This window comes from Parapedobacter composti, assembly GCF_900112315.1.
Lineage (GTDB): Bacteria > Bacteroidota > Bacteroidia > Sphingobacteriales > Sphingobacteriaceae > Parapedobacter > Parapedobacter composti.
Genome location: NZ_FOLL01000014.1, coordinates 72,266 through 98,272 on the forward strand (window position 1 = coordinate 72,266; position 26,007 = coordinate 98,272).

General features: G+C 50.3%; 13 protein-coding genes. All 13 read right to left on the bottom strand.

The features are described from left to right. The 13 genes from BM030_RS14185 to BM030_RS14245 all read right to left on the bottom strand — a co-directional run bounded on the left by BM030_RS14185 (nucleotide 1) and on the right by BM030_RS14245 (nucleotide 25,989). Entirely contained in the window at nucleotides 1-3,381 is a 3,381-nt protein-coding gene (locus BM030_RS14185) for a TonB-dependent receptor (protein ID WP_244518963.1), read from the bottom strand. 293 nt (nucleotides 3,382-3,674) lie between these two features. Further along, nucleotides 3,675-4,910, bottom strand: a complete 1,236-nt coding sequence (locus BM030_RS14190) for a FecR family protein (protein ID WP_090974266.1) — start codon at nucleotides 4,908-4,910, stop codon at nucleotides 3,675-3,677. 90 nt (nucleotides 4,911-5,000) lie between these two features. Next, nucleotides 5,001-5,552, bottom strand: a complete 552-nt coding sequence (locus BM030_RS14195) for an RNA polymerase sigma factor (protein WP_090974267.1) — start codon at nucleotides 5,550-5,552, stop codon at nucleotides 5,001-5,003. A 144-nt stretch (nucleotides 5,553-5,696) separates the two neighbouring features. After that, complete coding sequence (locus tag BM030_RS14200; RefSeq protein ID WP_090974268.1) at nucleotides 5,697-7,643, bottom strand: sialate O-acetylesterase; 1,947 nt, start codon at nucleotides 7,641-7,643, stop codon at nucleotides 5,697-5,699. A 2-nt stretch (nucleotides 7,644-7,645) separates the two neighbouring features. Beyond that, nucleotides 7,646-8,683, bottom strand: a complete 1,038-nt coding sequence (locus BM030_RS14205) for a glycoside hydrolase family 43 protein (RefSeq protein ID WP_090974269.1) — start codon at nucleotides 8,681-8,683, stop codon at nucleotides 7,646-7,648. A 60-nt stretch (nucleotides 8,684-8,743) separates the two neighbouring features. Continuing rightward, nucleotides 8,744-10,213 (bottom strand): MFS transporter, encoded by a 1,470-nt coding sequence (locus BM030_RS14210; RefSeq protein WP_211657612.1) that lies wholly within the window; start codon nucleotides 10,211-10,213, stop codon nucleotides 8,744-8,746. 4 nt (nucleotides 10,214-10,217) lie between these two features. Then, a complete protein-coding gene (locus BM030_RS14215) occupies nucleotides 10,218-11,348 on the bottom strand; it encodes an endo-1,4-beta-xylanase (protein ID WP_211657613.1) in 1,131 nt (376 codons plus the stop codon). A gap of 188 nt (nucleotides 11,349-11,536) precedes the next feature. After that, on the bottom strand, nucleotides 11,537-15,601 hold the full coding sequence (locus tag BM030_RS14220; protein WP_090974272.1) for a hybrid sensor histidine kinase/response regulator transcription factor: 4,065 nt from the start codon (nucleotides 15,599-15,601) through the stop codon (nucleotides 11,537-11,539). Nucleotides 15,602-15,674: 73 nt separating this feature from the next. Then, nucleotides 15,675-18,125 (bottom strand): glycoside hydrolase family 95 protein, encoded by a 2,451-nt coding sequence (locus BM030_RS14225; RefSeq protein WP_090974273.1) that lies wholly within the window; start codon nucleotides 18,123-18,125, stop codon nucleotides 15,675-15,677. 16 nt (nucleotides 18,126-18,141) lie between these two features. After that, nucleotides 18,142-20,283, bottom strand: a complete 2,142-nt coding sequence (locus tag BM030_RS14230; RefSeq protein WP_090974274.1) for an endo-1,4-beta-xylanase — start codon at nucleotides 20,281-20,283, stop codon at nucleotides 18,142-18,144. A gap of 24 nt (nucleotides 20,284-20,307) precedes the next feature. Beyond that, nucleotides 20,308-21,336: a DUF5627 domain-containing protein gene (locus tag BM030_RS14235; RefSeq protein ID WP_079716126.1), complete on the bottom strand. Its 1,029-nt coding sequence runs from the start codon at nucleotides 21,334-21,336 to the stop codon at nucleotides 20,308-20,310. Between the two features lie 49 nt (nucleotides 21,337-21,385). Beyond that, nucleotides 21,386-23,149 (bottom strand): RagB/SusD family nutrient uptake outer membrane protein, encoded by a 1,764-nt coding sequence (locus BM030_RS14240; RefSeq protein ID WP_090974275.1) that lies wholly within the window; start codon nucleotides 23,147-23,149, stop codon nucleotides 21,386-21,388. 23 nt (nucleotides 23,150-23,172) lie between these two features. Beyond that, the gene (locus BM030_RS14245; protein WP_211657614.1) at nucleotides 23,173-25,989 is read right to left on the bottom strand and encodes a SusC/RagA family TonB-linked outer membrane protein; all 2,817 of its coding nucleotides are present in this window, start codon (nucleotides 25,987-25,989) and stop codon (nucleotides 23,173-23,175) included. Nucleotides 25,990-26,007: the final 18 nt, after the last annotated feature.

Sequence of the window (26,007 nt, forward strand, 5' to 3'; positions counted from 1 at the left end):
TTAGAATGAAAGTTGGATACCAATATTGAATACCCGTTGGATAGGATACCCCAGACCGTTTCCGGCCATTTCTACATCCCACAGCTTGAATTTGCTCCACGTGAGCAAGTTAGTGCCGTTGAGGTACACCCTGAGCCGTTGGGCATGGATTTTTGAAATCAGGTGTTTAGGCAGCGAATATCCCATTTCCAGTTGTTTCAGCCGCAGGAATGTACCATCGCGCATAAACCAAGTGCTGTTCTGCTCATTGTTTGTATTTCCTCCTTCCGGACTCAGCCGTGGCCACAGCGCATAAACATTCCGGTTTTCTTCAGACCAATAGCTGTCTGCATATGCCTTCAGCACCTGGTTCTGCAGAATTGCTTCTTCAGGAAACGATTCACCCGAATAGGTATAACGTCTGAATGGTGCAGTTGCCTGGGGGTCGATCCAAAAGGATTCCCTTGCCAATCCCTGAAAGAATACCGAGATGTCGAACGACTTATAACCTACCGACACACCGAATCCATAGTTGATTTCAGGCGTCTGCGGATAGCCCATCGGAACCTGGTCTAGCTCCGTAATCTGGCCGTCGCCATTGATGTCCATGTATTTGATATCGCCACCCCGCACTTCACCGAAATGCTGCTGGGGTGAATTAGCTACCTCATCATCGTCTACAAACAACCGTTCGGCGATGTATCCTCTCCTAACCGAGATGGGGTACCCCACCCGGGTTAACCAATGCTCGTCGTATAGCGGTTCTTCATACACTTTGTATTTGCTGGTCGCATACGTAAAATTGGCCATGCTTTGCATCCAGAGGTGCTGCGAAAAGCTGTGCGAAAAGTTGGCGGACAGGTCGACACCTTCTCCCCATGCCTCTCCGAGATTGGCCGATATGTCGGCCGACAGCCCCATTGTCGTTGGAATATCTGAGCGCACCATCAAAATGTTTTTACGATGTTCATTGAAGTAGTCTGCGGTAAGCTGTAATTTGTCAAGCAGTCCAAGCTCCAACGCGATATTCGTTTTATAGCCGGTTTCCCAAGTGATATCCGGATTGGAGTACCGGGTGATGGAAATACCATTTTTCGAGTTGCCCCGCTCCCTTCCAAAGGCATGGCTACGGTCGGATGAATTCATGTTCACGTTAGACAAGTAGAAAAAGCGATCGCTGGGGCTTCCAATCGCATCGTTTCCTACCAGTCCGTAGGTTCCCCGGATACGCAGGTTAGACACAACCGGCTTCAAATCTTCCCAGAACTTTTCGTTTGAGACACTCCACGCCAAACCGAAAGATGGGAAAAACCCGAAGCGGTTGGTTTTGTAAAAACGCTCGGAACCATTGAACCCGAAATTGAACTCAGCATAATACCGGCTGTCATAAGCATAGGTAAACCGGCCAGATACACCGAGGTTGCGGAAAGGCAATGATAACTGCAGGTCGCCGGCATTGCCATTCAGTTGGTTTCGCATGATATTTACCAACATACCGCTCAGTGCGTGCTTGTCGTTAAACGTCCGGTTATAGCTCAACGCCGCTTCCATATAGAACACCGAACTCACCGTCTTTTCCCCTTCATTGTAATCAAGATATTCGGTTCCTTGGTTCTCGTTGATGAGGTAATAGGTGTACGTACCCGGCGATAATGGGCTTTCGCCCCTAAACTCGTAATAAAATGGGTTATACTGCCTACCCACTGAAAAATAGGCGTTTCTCGTCGTATTGGCCAGTGCTCTGAACGCCAGCCCTTCGGTAAGGAACGACAGATTCTGCTTTAGTTCCAATTGCGCCAGTGTCATGGAACGCGAGTATTCCCGGTAACCCTTCACCATGTCTGCATACGGATTCAGATACCCGCCGGTTCCAAAGTTGCCAAACATGATATGCTTCACCCATGAATATTCGCCCTCGGCAGGATAATACGGCGCAAACAGTACCGGGCTGGTACGCATGATATCGCGGTACACCTTGGTTCCGCCATCAATCGGACCGGTGTAATCGTCGAACGACCCGCTCAACCGGACAATCAGCTCGGTGGTCTTGCTGAGGTTGATATTAACGTTGCTTCGCAGGGAATAGGTTTTCAGATCGATGTTATTGTTGAAATTGCTCCTTCTATCCACCTTCAGTACCCCGTTATCTTGATTGAGCGCGCCCGACACAAAGTACCGGGCCACCTTGCCGCCTCCGTTAACGCTGAGGTTGACCCGCTGGTTCATGGTGTAATCCTTGAGCAGCGCCTGCCGCCAATCCGTTGCAGGATATTCCAACGGGTTCCCGCCCGCTGCGGTGCGTTCAATTTTCCGTTGCGAAAATGGCAGAAAGCCCAGCGGATCCCGGGTGAGTATCGCCTCATTTGCCATTTTCATATAGGTTACGGGATCGGCCAGTTCCACGTTTCTGGTGGGTGTGGAAACGGAATTTTCCACCCGCAACGAAATATTGGCCGGTCCTTCCTTGCCTTCTTTGGTGGTGATGAGGATGACGCCGTTTGCGCCCCTGGCCCCGTATACCGCCGTTGCCGTGGCATCCTTCATGATGGAAAAGTCGGCAATATCATCCACTTGTAAACGTGCCAGATCCGTTGTTGTAACTTCTACGTTGTCAATCAGAATCAACGGGTCCACTTTATAGCCAAATGTGGTCACCCCCCGGATGAAAAAGTCTGCGTTGTCCATGCCGGGTTCACCGCTTCGTTGGAAGGCAATCATGCCGGCCACCCGGCCGGCCAATGCGGTTGTCAGGTTACTGGAAGGCACCTTGAGTTGCTCCGGCTTTACCGAAACCACGGATCCGATCATGTCGGTTCGTTTCTGCCGACCAAAACCGACAACCACCACATCATCCAATTGCGATGCGGACGGGCTGAGCACGACATCAATGTTTATCCGGCCCGACACTGCGATTTCGGCGGTCTCATACCCCACCATGCTGAACACCAATATCGCATTTTCCGGCACATCCAACACATATTTTCCATTAAGATCGGTCGTTGTCCCCAGGTTACTTTTCCCTTTCACGAAAACCGACACACTGGGCAGCTTCATTCCTGCCGTATCTGTCACTTCCCCGCTCACCCGGATGTTTTCCTGTACCCTGCGGCCGGCGGCGGGGTCGACATATACCGCCTCTTTCTTCTTCAACACCACGGTATTCCCCACAATCTCATAGGTTAAGGGCTGTTTTTCAAAGATCTGCTCCAGCACTTGTTTCACGTCCATATCCCTTCCCCTGAGGGTCACCTTATTGCTATTCTTGAGCAGTCCCTCTTCGTACCAGAAGATATAACCGCTTTGCTTAGTGATTTCCTTCAACGTGCTTTCAAGCGACGCTTCTTTCAATGAGAGATCTACCGGCTGCGCCCACAGTTCAATAACGACAGCGGATACTTGCAACGTAGATAATATGAATAAAAAGAAGACCCCGTTAACCTTGCGGTAAAAGGACCTGTGGCCAGCTAAAAAGGGTGCAGCCCGGTGTTTTCCTATATGACATAAGAGTTCAAAGAGCTTAATAAACAAACTCATTTTTTTTGTTGGTTAGATTATAACTTTGTTGTTAGTTTGGTGTTCCTCTGCCAGGAACCGCGGAATTAGGTGTGATTTGATTGATTTAATCTGGTGGGTATTGTTGTTCCATAGTCTGTTGATGTTAAATAGAAAATAAACTGCCCATAGGCTTTCCTTGCCTATGGTTTGATGACAACTTTATTTGCTTTTCTTTCGTACCGGATATTATTAAGTTCTAAAATTTGCAGGAATTGCGACAATGAAGATTTTCTTGAGAACCCTCCCGTATACCGTTTATCGGGGATTCCTTCGTATTCCACTTCCAGCCGGTCGTACCAACGTACAGCCTTGCGCATGATGCTCTGGACGGTTTCGTTTTCAAACGTAAAATATCCGTTAATCCACGCCACTTCCAGCGCGGCATCAAGCTTCCGTACGTTTAGTTGCCCATTGCTAAGTATTGCTTGTTGGCCGGGTTTCAGGATTGCCGTCGACGGCCGATCGGCTACGGGCGACACCAGTACGGCCCCTTCTATCAATGTGGTCTTCGTTTCCGGCTCATCGGGATAAGCCGCGACGTTGAACCGCGTACCAAGTACAACGACGGTTTGCGCTTTCGTTTTGACCAAGAATGGCTGCTTGGCAGCGGATCGGTCACTATTTTCGGACCATCGCTCACTCACTTCGAAATAGGCCTCCCCTTCCAACTCAACGATACGCTCATCGCCCATAAACCGGCTTGGATACCTGAGTGAAGAGGCTGCATTGAGCCATACGCGTGTTCCATCCGGAAGGGTAACCTGGTATTGGCCGCCCCTCGGCGTAACGAGCGCTAAATAATTGGAGGCGCCATCTTCCGTGACCGCGCCGGGCTTAGCGGCATCTTTCCGCCCCCGCGATACGGTCTTGTCAGGGATACGGACCATGGATCCGTCAATATATTTAATCGTTTGCCCAACAATGATGCCGCTATGTTCAGCACTTAAATCAATCGTGCTGCCATTTTCCAGCACCAGGGTGGCACGATTGCCCCCCGGCTGGATATCCGCTGCCATACCATCATTTTGGGGGTTGCTGACCTTGGAGCTTAATTGATAGGTGAGCACTCCTACAAACAAAACGAACACTATTGCCGCCGCATACGGTAACCACCCCCGTAGATAACGGAGACGGCTGCCCCTGTTCGCCATCGCATTCCGGAGCGCGGGAATTTCGTCGGGCCGGGGTATTGCCCTGCCTTGATAAGCACGCAACTTTTCGGTGACAAAGGTGGCGGAATTCACTTGTTCCAGCAAGGCCGCGTGGGAGGATTTCTCTGCCGCCCATGCCCGCAGTTCCAGCGCTTCATTTTCACTAAGTGTCCCGTTGATGTGCTTCAACAACAGCTGTGCGATATATTCGGCGTGTTCGTCCATTAATTCACTAAGTAACGGATCTGTAACACTTCAATTGCCGGAATCTATCCTGCAAAAAGAAAAAAAATGTATTTTCCCGAGGAATACGACCTAATTCAGCCAAAACAACTTAAAAAAACAAATAAACAAGGCGATATCGCTATCTTTAAAGACCAGCCGGAGTTTATTGAGCGCCCGTTTTTTATTGTTGTACACCGATTCGGCATTAATCCCTAATTCCAGAGCGATTTCCTCGGTGGTCTTGCCGTCGAAATACGCCGATATAAATACCTTCCGCTGCATTTCGGGCAACTTGTCTACCTCTGCCGCAATTTGCCGAATAAGTTCGGTCAACACTAATTTATCAAAAAAGGAATTGTTATCGCTTGTTAGCTCTCTGGCAACCGCATCCGCTTTCGCTTCATGGTTTTTCCTGTTACGGATACTATTCAGCGCAGCATGCCGGGCGGTCATAAACAGGAATGCTTTGGCGTGCTGCTCTTCCATAAACCGTTCCTGCCGTTGGTAATATTTCACAAACGTTTCCGCTACAACATCCTGCGCATCCTGCGCATCGCCCAAGAGCTCAACAGTAAAAAAGTATAGTGGCTTATAGTAACTATAGTAGATCCGTTCAAAAATCAATCCTTTACTTGAAGCCATCGCTTGGAATATTGGGTTTTCCGCTCCATGCCCGACACAAAAGGCGTCATAAACTCAGGCAAAAACAAATAAATAAGGCAAAACCTCACCAAAGCTGTTAAAATTCATTCAAAAAACCCAAATAAAATAAGAAAAAAACGATAGCTACCGGAAATCATCCACATCGATGCGGAAGGGCGATGCAGGCAGGCCTTCCCGATTGTACAGGTTTGCGCACTCCGGGTTATCGGCCCACGCATACCGGACATAACGCGGTTCCGGAATCGCATCATGCCATACGGTTACCGTATCCCCAGCTATACGTGCTTTCCCCCACACAAACCGCCCGTCTGCACCGGCAATGGCGAAATGGCATAATTCATCGCCTTTCCCTATTGTTAAACCGCTTCCGGTGTGGGCAAACGAAACCGTGATTCGATTGCCTGTTACACTGGCTGATGTGGCTAAGGGGCCGGAATACACTGTCGCAGTATCGCCATAGGCCAACCCTTCCGCAGCGAGCGCCATACGCTCGCCGACGTCCTTCTTATTGAGCGGATGAATATCATTCCACTCTCCCAGATCAATGGTCACCGCCATAGCCGTGCGTTGAACCGCCAATGTCTGCAACTGCTGCTCACGGAGGGCCGCCCAGTTACTTTCCGCAGGTAAAAAATCCACTTCCATGAAATTGGGCAACTGCGCATAGATAAAAGGCAATTCACCCAGCCCCCACCTTTCCCGCCAGTCGGCAATCAACGTGGTGAGCAATAAACCGTAATTCTCCGGATGACGAGTATTGGACTCGCCTTGATACCAAAGAAACCCCTTAACCGCATAACGGGTGGCCGGAGCCACCATGGTATTGAACAGACCGCCAGGTTCATTCTGCGGATTCAGCCGGGATTCTGCATGTACAACGCGGGGAGGCTGCACCAACCCTACCTGGTAACGCCAATCGCCGCGCAAATCGATAGTATCGTTCCCATCGGTCAACATATAATTTTTGTCGGGGACGAACCCCCCTTTTCCTTCGGTGTTGGTCACCCGCACCACAATCACATTTGAGCCCGCCTTTAACACTCCCCCCGGCACTTCATACCGCCTCGGCGGATATTGATAGGTAATGTTTCCCACTTTTACGCCGTTGACGTATGTCTCATCGGCATCCACGATACGCCCCATAAACAGTTTTGCCGGACGGCCCGCCATCGCCGGAGGAATATCGACCTCCTTCCGGAACCAAAGTACCCCATGAAGGTTCCGCGTTCCCTGGTCGTCCCAATATCCCGGCATCCAGAATTTCCGCCAACCCTCCGGTTGAAATGCGGAATCAAACCATGGCAATGGTCCGGACAGTCCCTTGTCAACGGGTTCTCCGTACAGATCCGCCGGGCGCAATTCGCGGTGCGCATGGTTTGGTTCCTGCGAAGCGCTATCCCGCAACCAGGCCAAACGGGATGCATACGGCTCGATACCGGCCAAAGCTTCCCCGCTCGCCCATGCCTGCACGGGCGTACCGCCAACACTTGCATTGATGATACCGATGGGCACGCCATGCTTCTCATACAATTGCCGGGCAAAGAAAAACGTAAGACCACCCATTGCGTATACGCTTTCGGGCGTTGTAGCTACCCATTGCCCTCCGGGAAGATCGGCATGCGTCCCATTGACATCCGCCGCCGTGGGGACAAAAAAGTTCCGGATTTCCGGATACATCGCGCGGGCGATGGCATCGGGGTATTTTTCTTTGATACGTTCCATGGGCAGCACCATATTGGACTGCCCCGAACAGAACCATACATCGCCAATCAAAACGTCCTTGACGGTAATCCGGTTATCGGCCCGGATTTCCAGCGTATAGGGGCCGCCCGCTTCCATCGGAGGGAGCCGTAAATCCCAATCCCCCTGCTTATCCGCGCGTACCCGATAGGTTTGCCCAGCAAACGTGAGTACAATGGATTCCTGCGGGGCGGCCCATCCCCAAATCCGTACATCAGTATCCCGCTGCAATACCATCCCGTCGCTGATTAGCCTTGGCAGCTTCACGTCTGCAAGGGCAGGTTGCATCAGCACTATCGACCACAATAGGTATATCAATAGGTACTTCATCGTCACGGTTTACCATAGGGGTTTATTGTCCGGATATCACCGGCCTCGTCATAAGTCAGTTCCGCTACTTTCATCGAACGCAAATGCGTTATGCCTTTGGAAAGGCTGGAATCATGGTAAAACAAGTACCATTTTCCGGCAAACTCCACAATGGAATGGTGGGAAGTCCACCCTACCACGGGGTTCAGTATTTTACCGCGGTAAGTAAATGGCCCGTAAGGGTTATCGCCGATGGCATAACAGATATAATGCGTATCACCGGTGGAATAGGAAAAATAATATTTGCCGTTGTACCGATGTACCCAGGGCGCCTCGAAAAACCGTCGTTCTGTATCGCCTTGTCTGAGGGGCCGCCCATTTTCATCCAATAATACGACATCTCTTGGCTCTTCGTCAAACTCCAATAGGTCACCGCTTAATCTGGCCACTTTTGCACACAATGCGGGTTCATCAGCCGCAGGCAAGTGCGCGAACGGTCCCTCTCCCACCCCGTTGAATGTTCCGGTTCGCCACCGCTGCAATTGTCCGCCCCATATCCCACCAAAGTACATATAGTAATCCTCATCGTTATCCTTGAACACGGCGGGGTCAATGGAAAAGCTGTTTTTCATGGCCTGCGGCTGTGGGATGAACGGGCCGGCAGGCGAATCGCTTGTAGCCACGCCGATGCGAAAGATACCGTCGTAATCTTTAGCCGGAAAAAACAGGTAATAGGTCCCGTTTTTTTCGGCGGCATCGGGAGCCCATAGCTGCTTTTCCGCCCAGGGCACATCCCGGATGTGCAGGGCAATCCCATGGTCTATTACCTCAGCTCCGGGGTGTTCCATGGAAAACACATGGTAATCCTCCATTGCAAAATGGTTGCCCAAATCATCAAAAGGGACCCCCGCATCGATGTCGTGCGATGGGTAAATATAGATTTTCCCGCCGAAAACATGGGCGGACGGATCGGCGGTGAAAAGGTGGGTAACCAATGGATTCGAAATTGCCCTTTTATTCAGTTCTTCAAAATCGATATGATCAATCGGTTCTTCTGGCATGGTGTTTTTTATTGGTGATTAGTGGTTAGTGATTGGTGACTGGTGGTTAGTGATTGGTGATTACTTGTTCCGTCGTTTTTGCAAATCGGTTTCTATCCGTGATTCTGTTTCCTTATTGATTTCGTAGAAAAAAAGCAGTCCCGCACCTATCAAAAACGGAATAGCGGGGAAAACACTCACTAACAGCTTGGTGCCATGAATAGCGGACGCTGTTTGGGCGACATCACTGTTGGGGATGTAATGGTAGCGGCTGAGTATCCCAGCCAGCAGGGAGCTTCCAAGGCTAAGGCCAACCTTCAGCCCCACCATCATTGCCGAAAAGATGATGCCCGTGGCACGGCGGTTGTTTTTCCACTCGCTATAATCCGCCACATCGGCTATCATCGCCCACAGCAGCGGTATGGTGATGCCATAAAAAAAACCGTGCAGCATCTGCGCCCCGAACATCAGTCCCACTGCCTGCGGGGGGAACAAGTAAAACAGCAGCAAGAATAGTGTTGAAATAAACAGTGCAATGCCAAATACATCCCGTTTGCCATGCCGATCAGCCAATCCTTTTGACAGCGTGATGCCGACGATCATGAAAACTATCCCCCCAGCATTGAATAACCCGAAGCCAGCGGATGAAGGATCTTCCCCGAAAAAATTAAGGCCAAGGCCAGCAAGGCGTTCCGTTATCGGGCCGACAAACCGGGCCAGGCTGCCGGTATCCACGTAGTTTTTGAAATAATATACATAGGCTCCGCCCTTCATGGCCAGCGTCACGAAAACCAGTGTTGTCAGCACTAACATAACGATCCATGGCCGGCTCCGGAACAGGTCATTCAAATCTTCCCGCAAACTGGATTTCTGTTCCGGCTTGGGCACGACACGCTCCTTTGTCGTGAAAAACGTGATCAACAGCATGGCCGTACCGATTACAGCCAACCATGTCATCACCTTTTCAATGCCCACCGCCCGATCCCCCCCCCCTGCAGTTTCGATGATGGGCAACATGAACACCTGCACGAAAAACTGCGCGAACATAACGGCGACAAAGCGGTAGGCGGATAGACTGTTCCGATCGCTCATATCGCCCGTGATGACACCGCTCAACGCAGAGTAAGGCAAATTGTTTGCCGCATACAGCAGCAGCAACAAGGTGTAAGTGACCACCGCATAAATAAGTTTGCCCTTGTATGAAAATTGGGGTGTACTGAATGCCAGCAATGCAACCACACCGAGCGGAATGGCCGTCCACAATATCCATGGGCGGAACTTGCCCCACCGCGATTCGGTCCGGTCAGCAAGGGCACCCACAATGGGATTGAACGCAAATGCGGCAACCAGTCCCACTACCAGCATAACAACAGAAGCGTGGTCCGTACTGAGGCCGTAAATATCGGTATAAAAATAAGCGAGGTACGTGATCAGTGTCTGAAACACCAGATTCGCAGCCAAATCGCCCAGGCTGTACCCCACTTTTTCGGTTACCGACAGTCTTTCGGCCCTAACCCGCTGTTGCTGTTGCATCGTTTCTGTGTCAAGCATAAAGTTATCGATTGAAGTTATTTTTAATTGCTACAACTCGGCGGAAGGCCTCTTTAGGCTGGTTATTCCGGTCAAAAAGCAGCGGATAATTCGTCCTTCCGGCTATCGGCCAGTAGTTCAGCCACGATTGCCCGTCATTTACGCCCCAAAACGTTACCCGGCTGATTTTGTCTTTGTGTTTCAGAAAAAGCTTAAACAGGTTTTCATAGTCCGCCGCCAGTTGATGTCCCACACTGTCCGGCAGTCCGTCTGCATACGGATTCAGCGAACGGTCGCCCGCGGCCATGCGCTGGTTCACGTCGGCACCCTGGAAGTCGCGCGGAAGCACCTCAAGATCAAGTTCGGTAATCATTACCTTCAGTCCCAGTGCAGCATAGGCCTCAATGCTTTTCTCAATTTCATCGAAAGGCACACGGCCGGCATGCCAATGCCCCTGTATGCCCACCCCATCAATACGGGCACCGGCTTCCTGGAGTTTTTTAATAAGTGCAATGCACCCTTCGCGCTTTGCCGGTTGTTCGTTATTATAATCGTTGTAGTACAGCTCGGCGCTTGGCGCAGCCTCTTCTGCCAATTTAAACGCGTCTACCAAGTATTGCTCACCGAGGAGGTTATAAAAAATCGATTGACGTAGGCTACCGTCTTCATTCAGCGCCTCGTTCACCACATCCCAGCCGTCAACCTCGTCCGCGTACCGTCCGGCAACAGTGCCGATATGGTGTTGCATAAATTGGCGCAGTGAGTCAGCGCTGCTGATCCGCGAGACAAACGGTGGAAGCTGGCTGTGCCAGATCAAGGTGTGTCCCACGATATGCATGTTGTTTTTCCGTCCATACGCCACAAATTTATCTGCGGCCTCAAAGTCAAACCTATCCCACTCCGGGTGGACGATTTCGGCCTTCATAATGTTCTCTGCCGTGATGGCATTGAATTGCCGTTTGATCAATGAATCGGTGGGTGCGTCTGTTTCATTGATCTGACCAAGACTCAGTGCGGTTCCCACCAAAAAATCATCTTGGAAGACCTGCTTTAATGTTATGTGCTGTTCCATAGGGTCGTCACACCCTTGGCAACCTACAAATAAAGCTACCCCGGTACAAGCCACGGATAGCCACAAGCGTCTATGAACTTTCATTCTTCTTTGATATTAAATTTCTCTGTTTGACAAACGCCGCCGACATAAAACCAACGTTGGCATTAAAGCCTTAAGCAATAAAGAAAATACCATTCCGGTTTATGCTTGGTCTCATTCCACAGCTAAGATAAAAACAAAAACTCACAAATGCAACCGATTGCAAAAGGATTTCTCAAAAAATTTTGCCGTCAATCCTGACGAGCGTAGGTAGCGGCGTCTATTACATAATCCGTTGGCGGCACACCGTACAGTTGCTTAAAGGACACCGAAAAATGGTTAACGTCAGAATAACCGACTGCATAGGCGACCTCCGATACCGTTAAGTTCTTTTTGCCAATCAAATCGGCGGCTTGATTCAACCGGATATTCCGGATGAGGTCCCGCGTGGTCAGGTTCGTTAGTTCCTTCAGCTTCCGGTGCAAGTGCACCCTACTTATTCCGATTTCCGTAGCAATCATCTCAACACTCAAACGTGGATTGTTTAAATTCTCTTCGATGATGCGATGTACTTTCTCCATCAGTTTTTCATCGGCGCTCTTAAGGTCAATCTTGGAAATAAATTGCGACTTGAACTGTTGTTCTCTTTCGCTATTTCGAATAAGCTGCCTGTTTCTGATCAAACTTTTCACTAGTTTCCGTAGAACGTCTACATGAAACGGTTTAACAACGTACGCATCGGCACCGCATTCCAATCCCTTTGCATTGTCTGAATCTTCGGCTTTTGCCGTAAGGAGTACAACGGGTATGTGGTTCACCAACGGACTGCTCTTGATTTTGCGACATAGTGTGAATCCGTCCATGCCGGGCATCATGATGTCGCTGATTACCACCTCTGGCGGTTCTTTCAAGATGCCTGGATATGCTTCGGAACCGTCTGTATATATCGTTACCGTATAGTCATCGCTAAATTCGCCATGGAGATAAGCGCGTATCTCACTGTCGTCATCGATGATGACAAGCCGTTGCGCCCGCTTTTTCGTTCCTTCAGGTCCCTGTGCCACGTCAAGCATCACCTGGTCTTGTTCCACTGCTACCCCTTTTTCGGGTGCCGAAACGACACGCGTTGATGCCGCTTCAAGCTCAATCGGCAGTATCAAAACAAACTGGCATCCGTTTTCCTTTAGGTTTTCAACGCCGATCGTTCCCCCATGCAGCTCGACCAACTGCTTGGCCAGGTAAAGTCCGATACCGGTACCTTGGCGGTTTCGATCGCCATGGCTTTTCGATTGATAGAAACATTCGAATAGGCGTTCAGCCTCTTGCTCATCAATGGTTGGTCCGGAGTCTGACACCGCAATCCGCATATATTCAGGGCTGCCTTTCGACCCGTGCCCCTCAACAGCTTCCAATGTGACCTTTATGGTGCCGCCCATCGGCGTAAATCTACAGGCATTAGCAAGGATATTCATCAACACCTTATCGAAATTCCTTGGGTCGATGTTAGCGAACAGTTGGCTACACGGGCTCTCCACCGTCAGGGTAATATCTTTTGCATCAAGTTGCTCTTCAAACATTGAGCAGATTGCCTTGGTAAACTTAACCATATCCACGCACTCAACCTGCAGACTCATTTGTCCCTTTTCAATCTTCCGGATATCCATCAGTTGGTTGACCAAGTCGAGCATGCGACGCGCATTGCGATTCATGATAGCATACAAATGCCCACGTTTACCATCCCCATCGTTTTCGATGAGTTTTTTCAGCGGACTGATGATTAGGGTCAATGGCGTTCGGATTTCATGTGCAATGTTGATAAAAAACTGTAGCTTGGCCTCGTTGACCGCTTCGGCTTGCTGATGGACCTGCATTTGTTGTTGTATGCGTCGCCGGTTTCGATAGGCCTTTGCAATGGCAACCGAAATCATAATCGTTACCAGCGCATACATCCATTTGGCCAATGTAGACTGGAACCAAACAGGATGAATGATAATCCGGGCCTCCTTAATATCGGAAAATGTATCGTTTGATCGGGCACGGATGCGCAAGCGATATTCACCGGCCTCCAGGTTGTCGAACGCCAGGCGATTGTTGCCCGGCCGCAAAGCAAGCCATTCGTTGTTATTTAGTGAATACACGTATGAAACCCTTTCGGAGTCATTGAAATCCATCGTGGAAAATTCCACACTGAATGAATTGTCACGGTAGTCCAAATGAAATGTTTGCGCATGGTTTACCGCGGTATCCACAATCGCATAGCGCCCGGATTTCATACCTTTTCTCACCGCCTTATCACGCACGTAAAAATCAACAATGTTCACGATCCGTTTTTTATTTTGAATGTGGATTTCGCCGGGTCTGAAGTAAGTGACGCCGTGTATTCCTCCAAAATATAAATCCCCGTTTTTCGCCGCGAGCGAAACCTTGGTCATAAACTCGTTGCCCTGAAGTCCATCCCCGGCATAAAAATTCAAAAATCGGGATTCCGATACGTCCATTTTTGCGATTCCGCGGTTCGTACTTACCCAGATATCCCCGTTTGGACCTCCCTCCACAGCACAGATGAGGTTGCTGGGCAGGCCGTTATCCATATCAAAGATATTCATTTCAAGGGTAGCAATATTGAGGCATACCAGTCCCCGGGAAGTACCCGCCCACAAATGCCCTTTATCGTCGTCATGAAGTGAATACACCACCGTGTTACTGAGCAACCGGTTGGTCCCAAACGCCGTCACAAAATTTTCATTTTCCAAATCCAAACAGGCTAACCCATCAAAAGTGCCGATGTAAAGCTTATTATTTCTCGATAACAGTAGACAATTGATCCAATCGTTGGGTAGATAGTTGCCATCCGGGCGGTATACCGTGCCGTCAACGGCGCTAAAATTACGGATGGTACCGGATTTCAAATCGAGACAGAACAGTCCAGATCCCATGGAGGCTATCCAAAGGCGCTGTTCCTTATCCTCCCGTAGCCCGTATATGCGCTGTACGTAATCTCCGTTTTTATCCACAAGCTCCGTTAAGTAGGTGCTTTGACCGGTGTGCGGGTTAAACTTTGCTAAACCATCCGAATAGGAGCCAATCCAGAGATCTCCATATGAGTCTTCATAAATGGACATAATGGTGGAAGGTACCGACCGTACTCCACCGCGGCACCCGTAATGCCTGCTCGAACCGCCATCTGGACCCAGGGCATATAGTCCGTCGTTATCAGTGCCAATCCAAAACGTGCCCTTACTATCCTCAAATATCGACATCACGCAATTTGAACCAATCAAATTACGGTTTACCGATTTATACCCGATATAGCCAAAGCTGTTTTTATGCGTGGGCAGCAAAAATACTCCGCGTTGGTACATACCCATCCAGATGTTTCCAGCATTGTCTTCAAGGATCGAGTTTATTTTTGTTGTATTGAAATCGAACGTCGTCATCGTCAGGTCCATGTCCTTAACCACGCCTGATTCCTCATCGTATAGTTTCATCCCCGCTCCGTTGGTAGCTATGTACAACTCATTCCGCGAACTGACCAGCAAATCTGCCACGGCAAGATCCCCTCCGCCACTATAATGTACCCGAACAAACGCATCGTCAATCGTGTTGTATCGGAATAGTCCACCGCTCATATTGCCGACGAAGATCGTACCGTATTTGTCTTCGCATATACTGGACACCACATTATTCTGGACTTTTTTAGCTGCAAAGTAATCCGTTAGTTTTCCGTCGCCGAACCTGAATAACCCGTTGTCTTCCGTCGCAATCCAAAGATTTTCTTTTTGGTCTTCGAATATCCGGATGATCATATTGCTTGGCACCAGCCCTTCAAGCTTAGTACCCTCCCACCGGCCAGACCTCTGTTGCAGTTCAAATATGCCGTGGCCCGACGTTCCAATAAGCATCTGGCCGTTTTTTCGTTGGACGATGGTCAAGACATGGGCAGCTATTTCCTGACCATTCTGAAGTTTAAGCGGGATATGATGAAACGAATCGCTCGCAGCATCGTAGTATTGAACACCATTAATGTAACCTACGTACATCTGCCCCTGCTTATCCTCGGCAAGAACCAACGCCATATCGTTCAGCACGGAATGAGGGTCGTGCTCGTTGTGCCTATACACCTTGAATTTGATACCGTCGAATCTATTTAACCCATCTTCGGTTGCAATCCATACGTAGCCACTCCGTCCCTGATGGACGTCCGTGACCATGCTGCTGGAAAGTTCCGAGTCTACAGTAAAGAGTTTACCTGATTGGGCAGACGCACACCTCGAACATAGCAATGCGGCTGATAAAAAGAAAATGTATCGGAACATAACTTACGTTTTTGGTATATAAATGGCGTTCTGCGAATTTAAGTGTTTATTCGACAACTATCAACCGAATACCTTATAAAACATGATAAGTCTTGCCTTTTTGTGTGGCTATATCATATTCAAACACATCAGACATCCCATCGGGATATACCAATTGTTTGTCTATGTGCTGGTTTATTGCCGGCACATAAAAGAATGGATTTGGGTTTGCACCATCCGATGCCGCCTTCAGGTTAGCATGTGGCATCGGCGCGCCCAATCGCAACCGGAGGTTTCCGCCAAGTTCAGAGCGTATAGTGAGCCGGGTAATCCGGCCATTCTTCCATGCTAAGTGTTCGATAACAAAGCCGCCAAGCGCGCGCAAACCACTTACCGATCCAGTTGGTTTCCAATCATCAGGCAGGGCAGGTAATAGGTGAATAGCCCCATCGTGGCTTTGCAGAAGCATTTCGGCAATTCCTGAGGTACAGCCGAAATTACCGTCAATTTGAAATGGAGGGTGGGCATCAAGGAGGTTCGGATAGCTACCGCCTCCGTCCTTGTTTGTTCCCACCGGGCTTAACTGCTCCCGGATCAGCTTCCACGCACGGTTTCCGTCCAACATACGCGCCCACCAATTTACTTTCCACCCCATACTCCAACCGGTGCTGACATCGCCGCGCTGTTCCAAGGTCACCCGCGCCGCCGCAAAAAGGCCGGGTGTCCGAAACGGCGATATTTGCCGGGATGGAAACAGTCCGTATAGGTGCGAAATATGCCGATGTTTATCCTCCGGATCATCCAAATCGGCCAACCATTCCTGTAGCTGACCATGCCTGCCGACCTGCATCGGCGGCAACAAGGCCTGCTTTTCCTTCAACAAGGTTGCAAACGCCTCATCAGTGCCCAACACATCGGCCGCCCGGATGGTCGCATCAAATACATCAAAAACCAATTGGTTATCCATGGTCGTACCGGCGTCAATCGACACTCCTGGGCGGCTTTGGGGTGCGTTTTCGGGAGAGATACTGGGCGACACCAACAGCCAGCCATGCGTGGGTTCCGGTATAAGGTAATCGACAAAAAATGCCGCGCTTCCTTTTAAAATCGGATAAACATGCCGCAAAAATTCCAGATCCCCATGGTACAGATAATGTTCCCATAAATGTTGCGAAAGCCAAGCACCGCCCATGGGCCACATACCCCAGAAAACACCGTCTACCGGCCCAGTAATACGCCACAGATCTGTATTGTGGTGGGCAACCCATCCTCCGCTTCCATACATCACCCGCGCAGTTTCCTTTCCGGTATCAGAAATATCCTTAATGAGGTCAAATAGTGGTTGATGAGTTTCCGGCAGATTGGTCCGCTCCGCTGGCCAATAATTCATCTGCGTATTGATATTAATCGTGTATTTGCTGTCCCAGGGCGGACTCATATCCTTATTCCAAATCCCTTGAAGGTTGGCGGGTTGCCCGCCCGGTTGGGAAGAAGCGATCAACAGGTAACGGCCGTATTGAAAATACAGATTGACCATATCAAGGTCCATCCCCTGCCGGAACGCTGCCAATCGTTCGTCCGTTGGCTTCGACGAGGGAGACGGTTTGCCGATTTGTAAGGCAACCCGGTTGAATAGCGGCTGATATTGTTTGACATGTTCATCCACCAGGCGCTTATAGGATTTGCCGCGCGCATTGATGAGGTATTTTTTTGCCCTTTTTGCTTCGTCGCCCCCTAAATCAGCGTAATGGATATGATTGGTGCCTATGCTGACTAAAATTGTGGCAGCATTTGCATCCGTAACATGGAGGCGCCCGTTTGTGGCAGTCAGTTTCCCACCGCTGACTCGCACTTGGGCCAAGCACTGAAACCGAAGTGCCCCGCCCGGCACGGATTCAAAACCCCCGGTGGCCCCGCTAATACTACATATGTTACCGCTGCATTCGACAGTTGCTTCCGGCTGCGGCGTAGACAACGCAACATCAAAACGCAGCGACCCGCGCTTACTGGCCGTCAACCGGATAATGATCAGGCGCGCCGGATTTGACGCGAAATATTCCCGGCGGTAAGTAATCCCATCTATCTCATATTCTGTCGCCGCTATGGCCCGCTCGATATCCAGTTCGCGCCGGTAGGAAGTAGGCTCCTGATGGTCCGGAAAGATTAGGTGCAAACTGCCCACGGGCTGAAATGCTTGACCGTTCGACTTCCCGGCCATCATGGTTTGGTCCGCAAGTGTTTGCGCTTCGCGGTGCTTGCCTTCAAAAATCAGCTTCCTAATTTCCGGTAATGCGGCCAGTGCCGTCGGACTATCGTTCCGATTTGGGCTTCCTGTCCATACCGTACCCTCATTGAGTTGGATTTCGTCCTTTTCCACGTTGCCATATACCATGGCCCCCTGGAAGCCATTGCCAATGGGTAGCGCACGCAGCCAGTCGTCGCCCGCAGGGGCATCGTACCATAGCGTCAGTGATCGTTCTTGCGCAGCAGCATAACCTGTCACTACTACCAAAAGCAAAAAGAGTCTAAGCACCTGTTTTGTCATACACACGTGCGTTATTTTATTGGCCGGTTAACGCTTCGGCAAAAGCTGCATAAGCCGGCTTCCTGACATACCCTTCCGTCCACAATCCAATCGGCTCACCCGCCCGCCAGCTTGAACCTTGGGGACTATCCAGCGGACTCCAGACCGTAATGCCGTAACGCTGTGCCGGAGGAATCAGCTCAAAATACTTTTCGACCACGTATCGGTACATCTCCGCCTGTGCTTGATAATCTTGCTCGGTCGCCTGGGCTGTCGGCACGCCCACACCAATGTCAAGTTCCGATATTTTTATCAACTTCCCTGTAGCGGCCAACAGTTCGAACATCTCTGCTATCCGCTCCTTGTCATTGGATGTGCTGATATGCATCTGCGTACCTATTCCATCTACCCGTGCTCCCTGACTTTCGATGTATTTTGCATATTCAATCAGGCCCTTGCACTTATCCAGGCTTGATTCCAGGCCGTAGTCGTTGATGAACAGCAGGTCACCCGGCTTGCCATACTGCTCCGCCAACTTAAAAGCTACTACGGCATAATCCGCTCCTAAATAGTCCTGCCAGTAAAACTCGTCGCTGGCCATATCCGTTTTTCCCACGCCTGTTTTCAACTGATAAGGATCCGGCCAGTCTGACATGGGCTCATTGACCACATCCCATGCGTGTACATGGTCCTTCGCGACTTCCATCATGCCCGCTATCCAGGTTTCCAAAGCCGTTGTCAAAATCTCCTTCTTTTCCTCGGGGGTCTTTTCAATGATTTGATCGCCCACTCCACCGAAGCCTTCTCCGTACGCTGACACGCCTCTGGTCGATCCATTCCCCCATCCCGCCCACCCTTGGTCGGTCCCGCTCTCAAAATCACCGTTTGCAATCAAATTTGAAGCACTGTTTTTAACGGTTAGCGACACATTGTCGATATACACCGTACCCACATAGTCGCCAAAACTGATTACAAGCCGGTTGCGGTCGCCTTTGGTTGTAGTAGTCGTAAATTCATATTCGTGCCATGCCGGACTTACCGCGAAAGTGCCGAAGCTATTGGACGAATAATCCGACGTAGACTGCACTTCAGCACGTATAGTCCCTGCTTCCGTGGCCTTTACGGCAAACTTCAGCACGTATTCCTGATTGTTTTCCAAATTCGGCAAATCATACGCTACCTGTGCTTCCCAGAAGTTTACCGCAGACTGATTGGTAAATGTATACGCATAGCCGGCATCTCCTCCGCCGCCCGACTCGTTATATATTCGTAATGAAATATCGTCAATCCATACCGTACCGTCAAAGTTTCCATAATTGAAAAGAAAACGCTTAGCATTTTCGCCTGAAACAACGGTTTCCAAGGTGACCTCCTGCCAGCTGGTTGTCAAATCTACTGACCCGAAGTCTCCACGCCCCGCGTAATTGGAGGGATCCTGCAGATTAGCGCTTATGGTCCCCGTTTTATTGGCCTTCACCTTAAAATTCAACACATACTTTGCCCCTGATTGCAGCTCCACCGCAAAGTCATAGGCCACCTGTGCTTCCCACGCATTCACCTGGGATGGATTGATAAACATAAGTGCATACCCCGAGCCGTCAGCGCCCTCGCCTTGCTGGCTTTGGTTCATTGTGGAATTATTGCCCCAGCCGCTCCAGCCATCGATCCCCGACTCGAAATCCGAATTTCCGATCTCATTACCACCCAAGGTCGGTTCGGCTGTCCCGGGAATGACCGTTGGTTCTATCAGCTTATTGAGGTAAGCGGCATTTTGATTGGCATGCCAGCACAGCGTGTGGCCATATACGGATAAGCCTGCCGCGTTGGCCATCGCCAAGAAACCAGCCACGTCCGACAGGGCAAGGCTGCCGTCGGCCTGTACCACTGCGCCGTGTTTCATTGCATAGCCCAGGGTTATCTCGTCAAAATTTCTGTTCATCAGCCGGTACATCACCCCTTTTTGGACATAGCTGGAAAGGGAAGTCGCCCCCCCTAATTTGAACTGGTTGTGGACGCTTCTATCGATATACGACTTTAGCGCATCGTATGAATCAATATCCTCCTGCAGGACCACGCTCTCGGGCTTAACTGCATGGAAGGCAAGTGGCTCATACTCATTACAAGCGGCTGCCATGAACAACGCTATTGCCGGTAAGCCCATTTTACATAGTTGGTTCATCTTACTTTTGCTAAATGGTTAGATTTACTTTAATACGGGGGTAAATGTTTCCATTGATACCCCCCTGTTGCGGACGACCAGTGTATCCGTTGCGGCAATATGCATCTGGGGTAAGTCGATCTCGTATTCCAGGTAAATCGCGTCGCGGTCCTGCGCTCCCCAACTGTTCTTTTCCCCACGCTTTACAAACTTACCGCTGCCCGATGCGGTGTATCCGGCCGCCGCCGAAGTCACGTTGCAGTTGCCATCCTCGTCAAACGTCAGCAGAATATCAGCTGTGACATTGACGCCGTCGACATCTGGAAATGCCAATGGAAACTCCACTTCGCCCCGGGATCGGGTAACCAACTGATTGACTTCGTCGTTCTCTATAAATTCGGCATGCCGAATAACCGTGCGGGTCAGGGAAGCATTTCCGTTCTTTCCGGTAATGACGTCTTTGCCCCTTCTCAGGTAAAAGCCATGCCACGGGTTGATATATTTCACCGCGTATAAGGTAAAGTCTTTGGGTGCCACCTCCCAATGCGCGGGGACACTCCGCTGCGGATTAGCGACTAACGGAACTCCAGACAGAATAGAGTCTGCGCCATTGACGCCCGTCATCCGTACCGGTACCACATACGTCCGCTTCAGCGCCAAAGGATCGGCAAAAAAAGCGTCTGTCAGCTGTACTTCCACGCCACCCGCGATTTCCCCAGCTGGAATGACCATGCGATCAGAAGCCAATGCATAGTAGTTTGACGGCATCGGTACCACATCGCCGTCGCCCCCTCCGAATAACAACCCCTGGCATAGCGCATCATCCACCACGAAATCAATAATGATATCCTTTCGTGTGGTATACACGCCTCCCGTGGTGGCCATGATCCGAAATTTGCCCTCGTTATCGAGCGTCGTATCAAAAATATCCTCCCCTAACGTAATGGTACGCACCGGGTACTGATAGGCAAAATACACAGTCTGGTAGTCAAAGTCCGGGAACTCCCAGTCGTCATTCTTACACGATGTGAAGCACGTGACAAGTATTACGCTGATATAAACTATATGTTTCATGTCTAAATGATTTATCTTCTAAAACAACCTCCAATTGACTCCGCAGTACTCACCACCCGTTATTTTGCCGTAATGCACTGAATTTCAATATTTCGCTATACGGTATTGGACCGTAAATCATAAAATCCCGGTACACCCGATCTTCTACATCGATAATTCGGTGATTTCCGTTTTCGATGTGGTCGCCCTTTGCTGTCTCGGTAAGGTTGGCCTTCCAACGGCGCAGATCCCAAAAACGGAATCCCTCAAAGCAGAGTTCCAACCTGCGCTCATTACGGATTAACTCCCGCATGGCTGCCTGATCTGCTTTGACCGACTCTAAATAGGCATCACCATTGTCGAGGCCAATCCCTGCCCGTTGACGGATAGCTTTGATTACGTCATAGGCGGAATAGTTATTGCCACCGGTAGCAGTCGGCCCCCATGCTTCATTAGCCGCTTCGGCATAAATCAGGTAAATTTCGGTATACCGGATATGCGGTTTGATGTGCCGTTGGGCGTTAACACTGGTTGGATTGAGGTTAACATCGCCCCGCAGCAGCTTACGCATATAATAGCCGGTACGTGTGGATGTCTCTACCCGGTTCAGCCCGTCATTGGTGCCTCCGTCTACTGCTGTGTAAATGGCCGTATTGTTGGCCCCTGCTGTACTTCCATTGACAATAATAAATTGCTGTAGCCGGGGATCCCGGTTTGCATAGGGTGTGTTATCATTATATTGTGCCTGTTCCGCAGTAATGGGATAGCCGTTGGCCATCGGAAATGCATCGACCAGGTTTTGGGTTGGGTTCAGCAATCCGGCTCCATATAGCGTGGGCGGGAAATGCTGCGCCTCCAGAGTGCTGCTTGTTCCTTCGATGTTTGTACGCCAGAGGATTTCACGCGGGTTTACTCCAGACCCAAGCCCATCGATTTCGTTGCGGTTGTCGTACCACGTAACCCCGTTGGGTGCCAATCCGGTAATCCCGCCGTTTAGATCGATCACTTCGGCAGCATAGTTCGCTGCATCAGCCCAAGTGGTGGTGTTCCCGTGGCTGAATGCCGGGCTTGCCGCCAGCAATGCTGCCTGTGCGCGTACCGCCCGCAGGATACGCCCCGACAGCCGCAAACGCATCACTTGTCCGAACACCCGGTTATATTCGCTAACCCCAATGCCCAGCGAGGTGTATTTGGCCGGTATTGCTGATACGTTGCTGACATCTTCGTAATCATGGGGTAGCAAGCCGAGTGCTGTCTCCACATCACTGTACAGCTGCTGCATACAGGCCTCGAACGTAGCTCTCGGCTGATTAAAATCGGAAGATGGGTCTTCCGGTTCCAGCACGATTGGCACACCCAACAATTCGCCATTGGCGTCGCCGCCATGTGCCTGGAGCAAATGATACATGAACAGCGCCCGCAGTCCGTAAGCTTCCCCTTTCGTGCGCTCAACAAAAAGCTGATTGATTACCGGATCATCGGAAAATTTTACCATATCGACCTCTTCCAGCATCAGATTGAGGTATTGGATAGCTGCCCTTGAATTTGTCCATTGATTCAGGGGATTGTTGTCTGAAGCCCATTGCCCTGTGGCCACAGTATAATATGCATTGGTTTCGTCATTGGAAACGGCATTATCCGTGGCCATATCGCTGAAAGACCAGCCATTCGTAGGGAGCCGTGTATAGCCATTGTACAACAATCCGGCAGCGTACTTTGGCTCATCGTGGATGTCACTCAAATCCCGGTTGTTCCGGATGGCCGGTTCAAAAAGATCGGAACAACCCGATGCCGCGACAAGCACCACAACTACATATACAAGTTTCTTATTCATCGCTTTTCATTTTTTGTAGCTAACTAAAACAGCACCTTCGCGCCAACGTTAAAAAACCGTGTTTGGGGTGCACTTCCAATATTCAACTCCATGATTTTCCGGTTGGGGGAAATGGTCAGCAGGTTTGCCCCGTTTATATATACCCCAAGCTCGTTGAAAAAGCCATCACCGATGATACGCTTTGGCAACGTGTAGGAGACCTGTACCCTGGCCAGATCAAACCGGTCTGTACTGTAAAGCCAAAAGTCGGATGATCTGAAATTGTTATTTCCATTCAGTGTCGTCAACCGCGGATAGGTCGCCTGGCCACTGGTTTCCGGGGTCCAACGCCCTCTCACCACCTCCGAATACTTGCTTTCGCCTGCAATCCAGAAATAGGAGTTGTCGCGCAGGGCATAAGCTCCTGTCCTGGCCATTCCCAGCACAAATACGGTAAGGTTGCGGTATTTTGCAGTCAGGTGTATCCCAGCGGTAAACGGTGCGCCGAACCAGCCACCCCGACCGAGATAGACCGCGTCTTGAGCATTGATAACGCCGTCGTTGTTTTGGTCCTTGTATTTAATGTCGCCGGGCCGCACCTGGCCGAATGCCTGCGTAGGCGAATTTTCAATCTCCTCGACGCTGCTGAAAAATCCTTCCGCCTGCAATCCCCAGATTGCATCCAGTTCCCTGCCTATCCTGTTCTGATAGTTGTCCTCAAAAATATCAGCCCTTCGGGTTGCTATCGCTTTGTAGTACGTACCGGTCAAACCCAAACTCAAATCCGCATTGCCGACTTTTTTATTCAGTTGCAAATCGAAATCAAAACCGGAACGCTCATCTTCGTCATAATTCACATAAGGAATGAAAGAAGACACCGGCCAGCCCGTGGTAAAATAACTCGGAAATAAGTTTCCGTTCTGGACAACCAATCCCTTCATCCGGCTTGCGAACCACGACGCGTTGAAGGATACCAGTTGGTTGAAAAAGGATGCATTCAGGTTTACGCTGACCTCTTCCCGTTTGGGAAAAGTCAGGTTGGGGTTCGCGCCACGCCTGGAGTCCGTTGTCCGTTCGCCCGCCGACATGTCTCGCCAGCCATACCATGCGCCACCTTCATCCCCGGCGTTCGCGTAAATGGCCTCATACAGGTAATAGTCGGCAATATCCAAATCGGTATGCAGGATCCCGCCTGATACCGACACCATCAGGTTGTCTATCGCCGATGAGCCAGCGATAAAAGGCTCGTTGCTGATCCGCCATCCAATCGTAGCAGTTGGGTTAAAGGCTTGCCGGTTGCGTTCGGGAAGCCGGGCTGAGTGGACCAAAGCACCATTGAATTCGGCATAGTAGGTACCCTGGTAGTTATATCCTGCATGTAAACCAAGGTTTGCATTGCTCGTCTTGTGGTAAACACCGGAAGTAGTCTGTTGGAAGCCTCCGGCCAGCAGCGTGGCCGAAACGTTGTGCCGGCTATCGAACTGCCGCCGGTAGTTGAGCTGGCCTGATGCGGCGATTGTCTGCCTGAATGCACTGTTGCTGATATTCTGGGTGCGCGAACTGGCATCCTGGCCATAGCGGGTCAGGCTGCCGATCAGGTCGTCCCCTGCATAATTATTCCATACAGGCTCGTATACTGCGTACTCATGGTTGAACGATTGATTATAGGATGTTGCGTAGTCCATTCCGAACATCGAGCTGAACGACAACCCGGGCAGTACATTCCGGAGGTCAAAGTCTACCGCAGTATTGAACTGGAATTGACGGCTGGTGTAGGTGTTCGAACCACCTGCATAGATATCAGCAAACGGATTCGTCTGATCCAGTTGCGTTCCACCGAGAAGGAACCTTCCATCGATCAGATTACTGCTGAGCCCCACCAACCTCATCGACTCCTCATCGTCCGCTTCAATCATGCTTATTGGAATCAGCGGTGCAAACCTGTGTGGCCTTAGGGTTGCCGCACCGTTCCAGTAATCGGTATTCACCCCTTTTCCATTGTAAAAAATTGCGGCTGCGTCTACCTTGGCATCAATAAACTGGTTGATGTTCATATCTACATTGCCACGAATATTAAACCGCTCATTTTTATTGTCAGCAGCCTGCCCGAAGTTCAGGAGCGTGCCCTCTGACCAGTAACCGAAGTTGGTGTAATATGCTGCCCGCTGGTTCCCTCCCGCTATTTCCACAGTGGCGTCATAGCGATTGTAGGTATTCTTCAGGTATTCGGGCGAATAATAGTCCACATTGGGATACCGGTACGGGTTGGCGCCCGCAGCATGGTGATAAATATCTTCTGCTGAATATAGCGCACCCAAACCATCGTTCAACCGCGCTTCGTTATATAGCGTCATGTATTCCGCAGACCCCAGGTATTGCGGATAGCGTCTTACGGTATGCAGGCCTGCATTTGCCCGTACCTCAACAGTCTGCTCAGCGGCCCGTCCTCGTTTAGTTGTGATCATCACAACTCCCTTTGCCGCGCGGCTGCCATAAAGCGCTACGGCCGCAACGCCCTTCAAAAAGGTTACCTGTTCGATTTCCGTGGGCATTACACTGCCTGCATCGCGCGGCACGCCGTCTACCAGCACCAGAAACGAATTATTCCCCCACAGGTTGCCGTGAAAGCCAGCAGCAAAAGCTTCCATTTCCGATAGGGAGTAGGTAAAATAATTTTTGTCCAGCAGTTGCGGGACGTCCACATAGGCCACTCCTCCCGTCAACTCGTGGGATTCGACTGTCCGGAAGGCCACCTGGACGGAATCACCTATATTCGCTTTGATGGTGTCCTGTGCTTGCAATGTCGCCGAAAACAGCGTCATGGTGACACTACACACCATCGCTAATCGTATATCTTTCATTGTCATTTCTCCATTTAA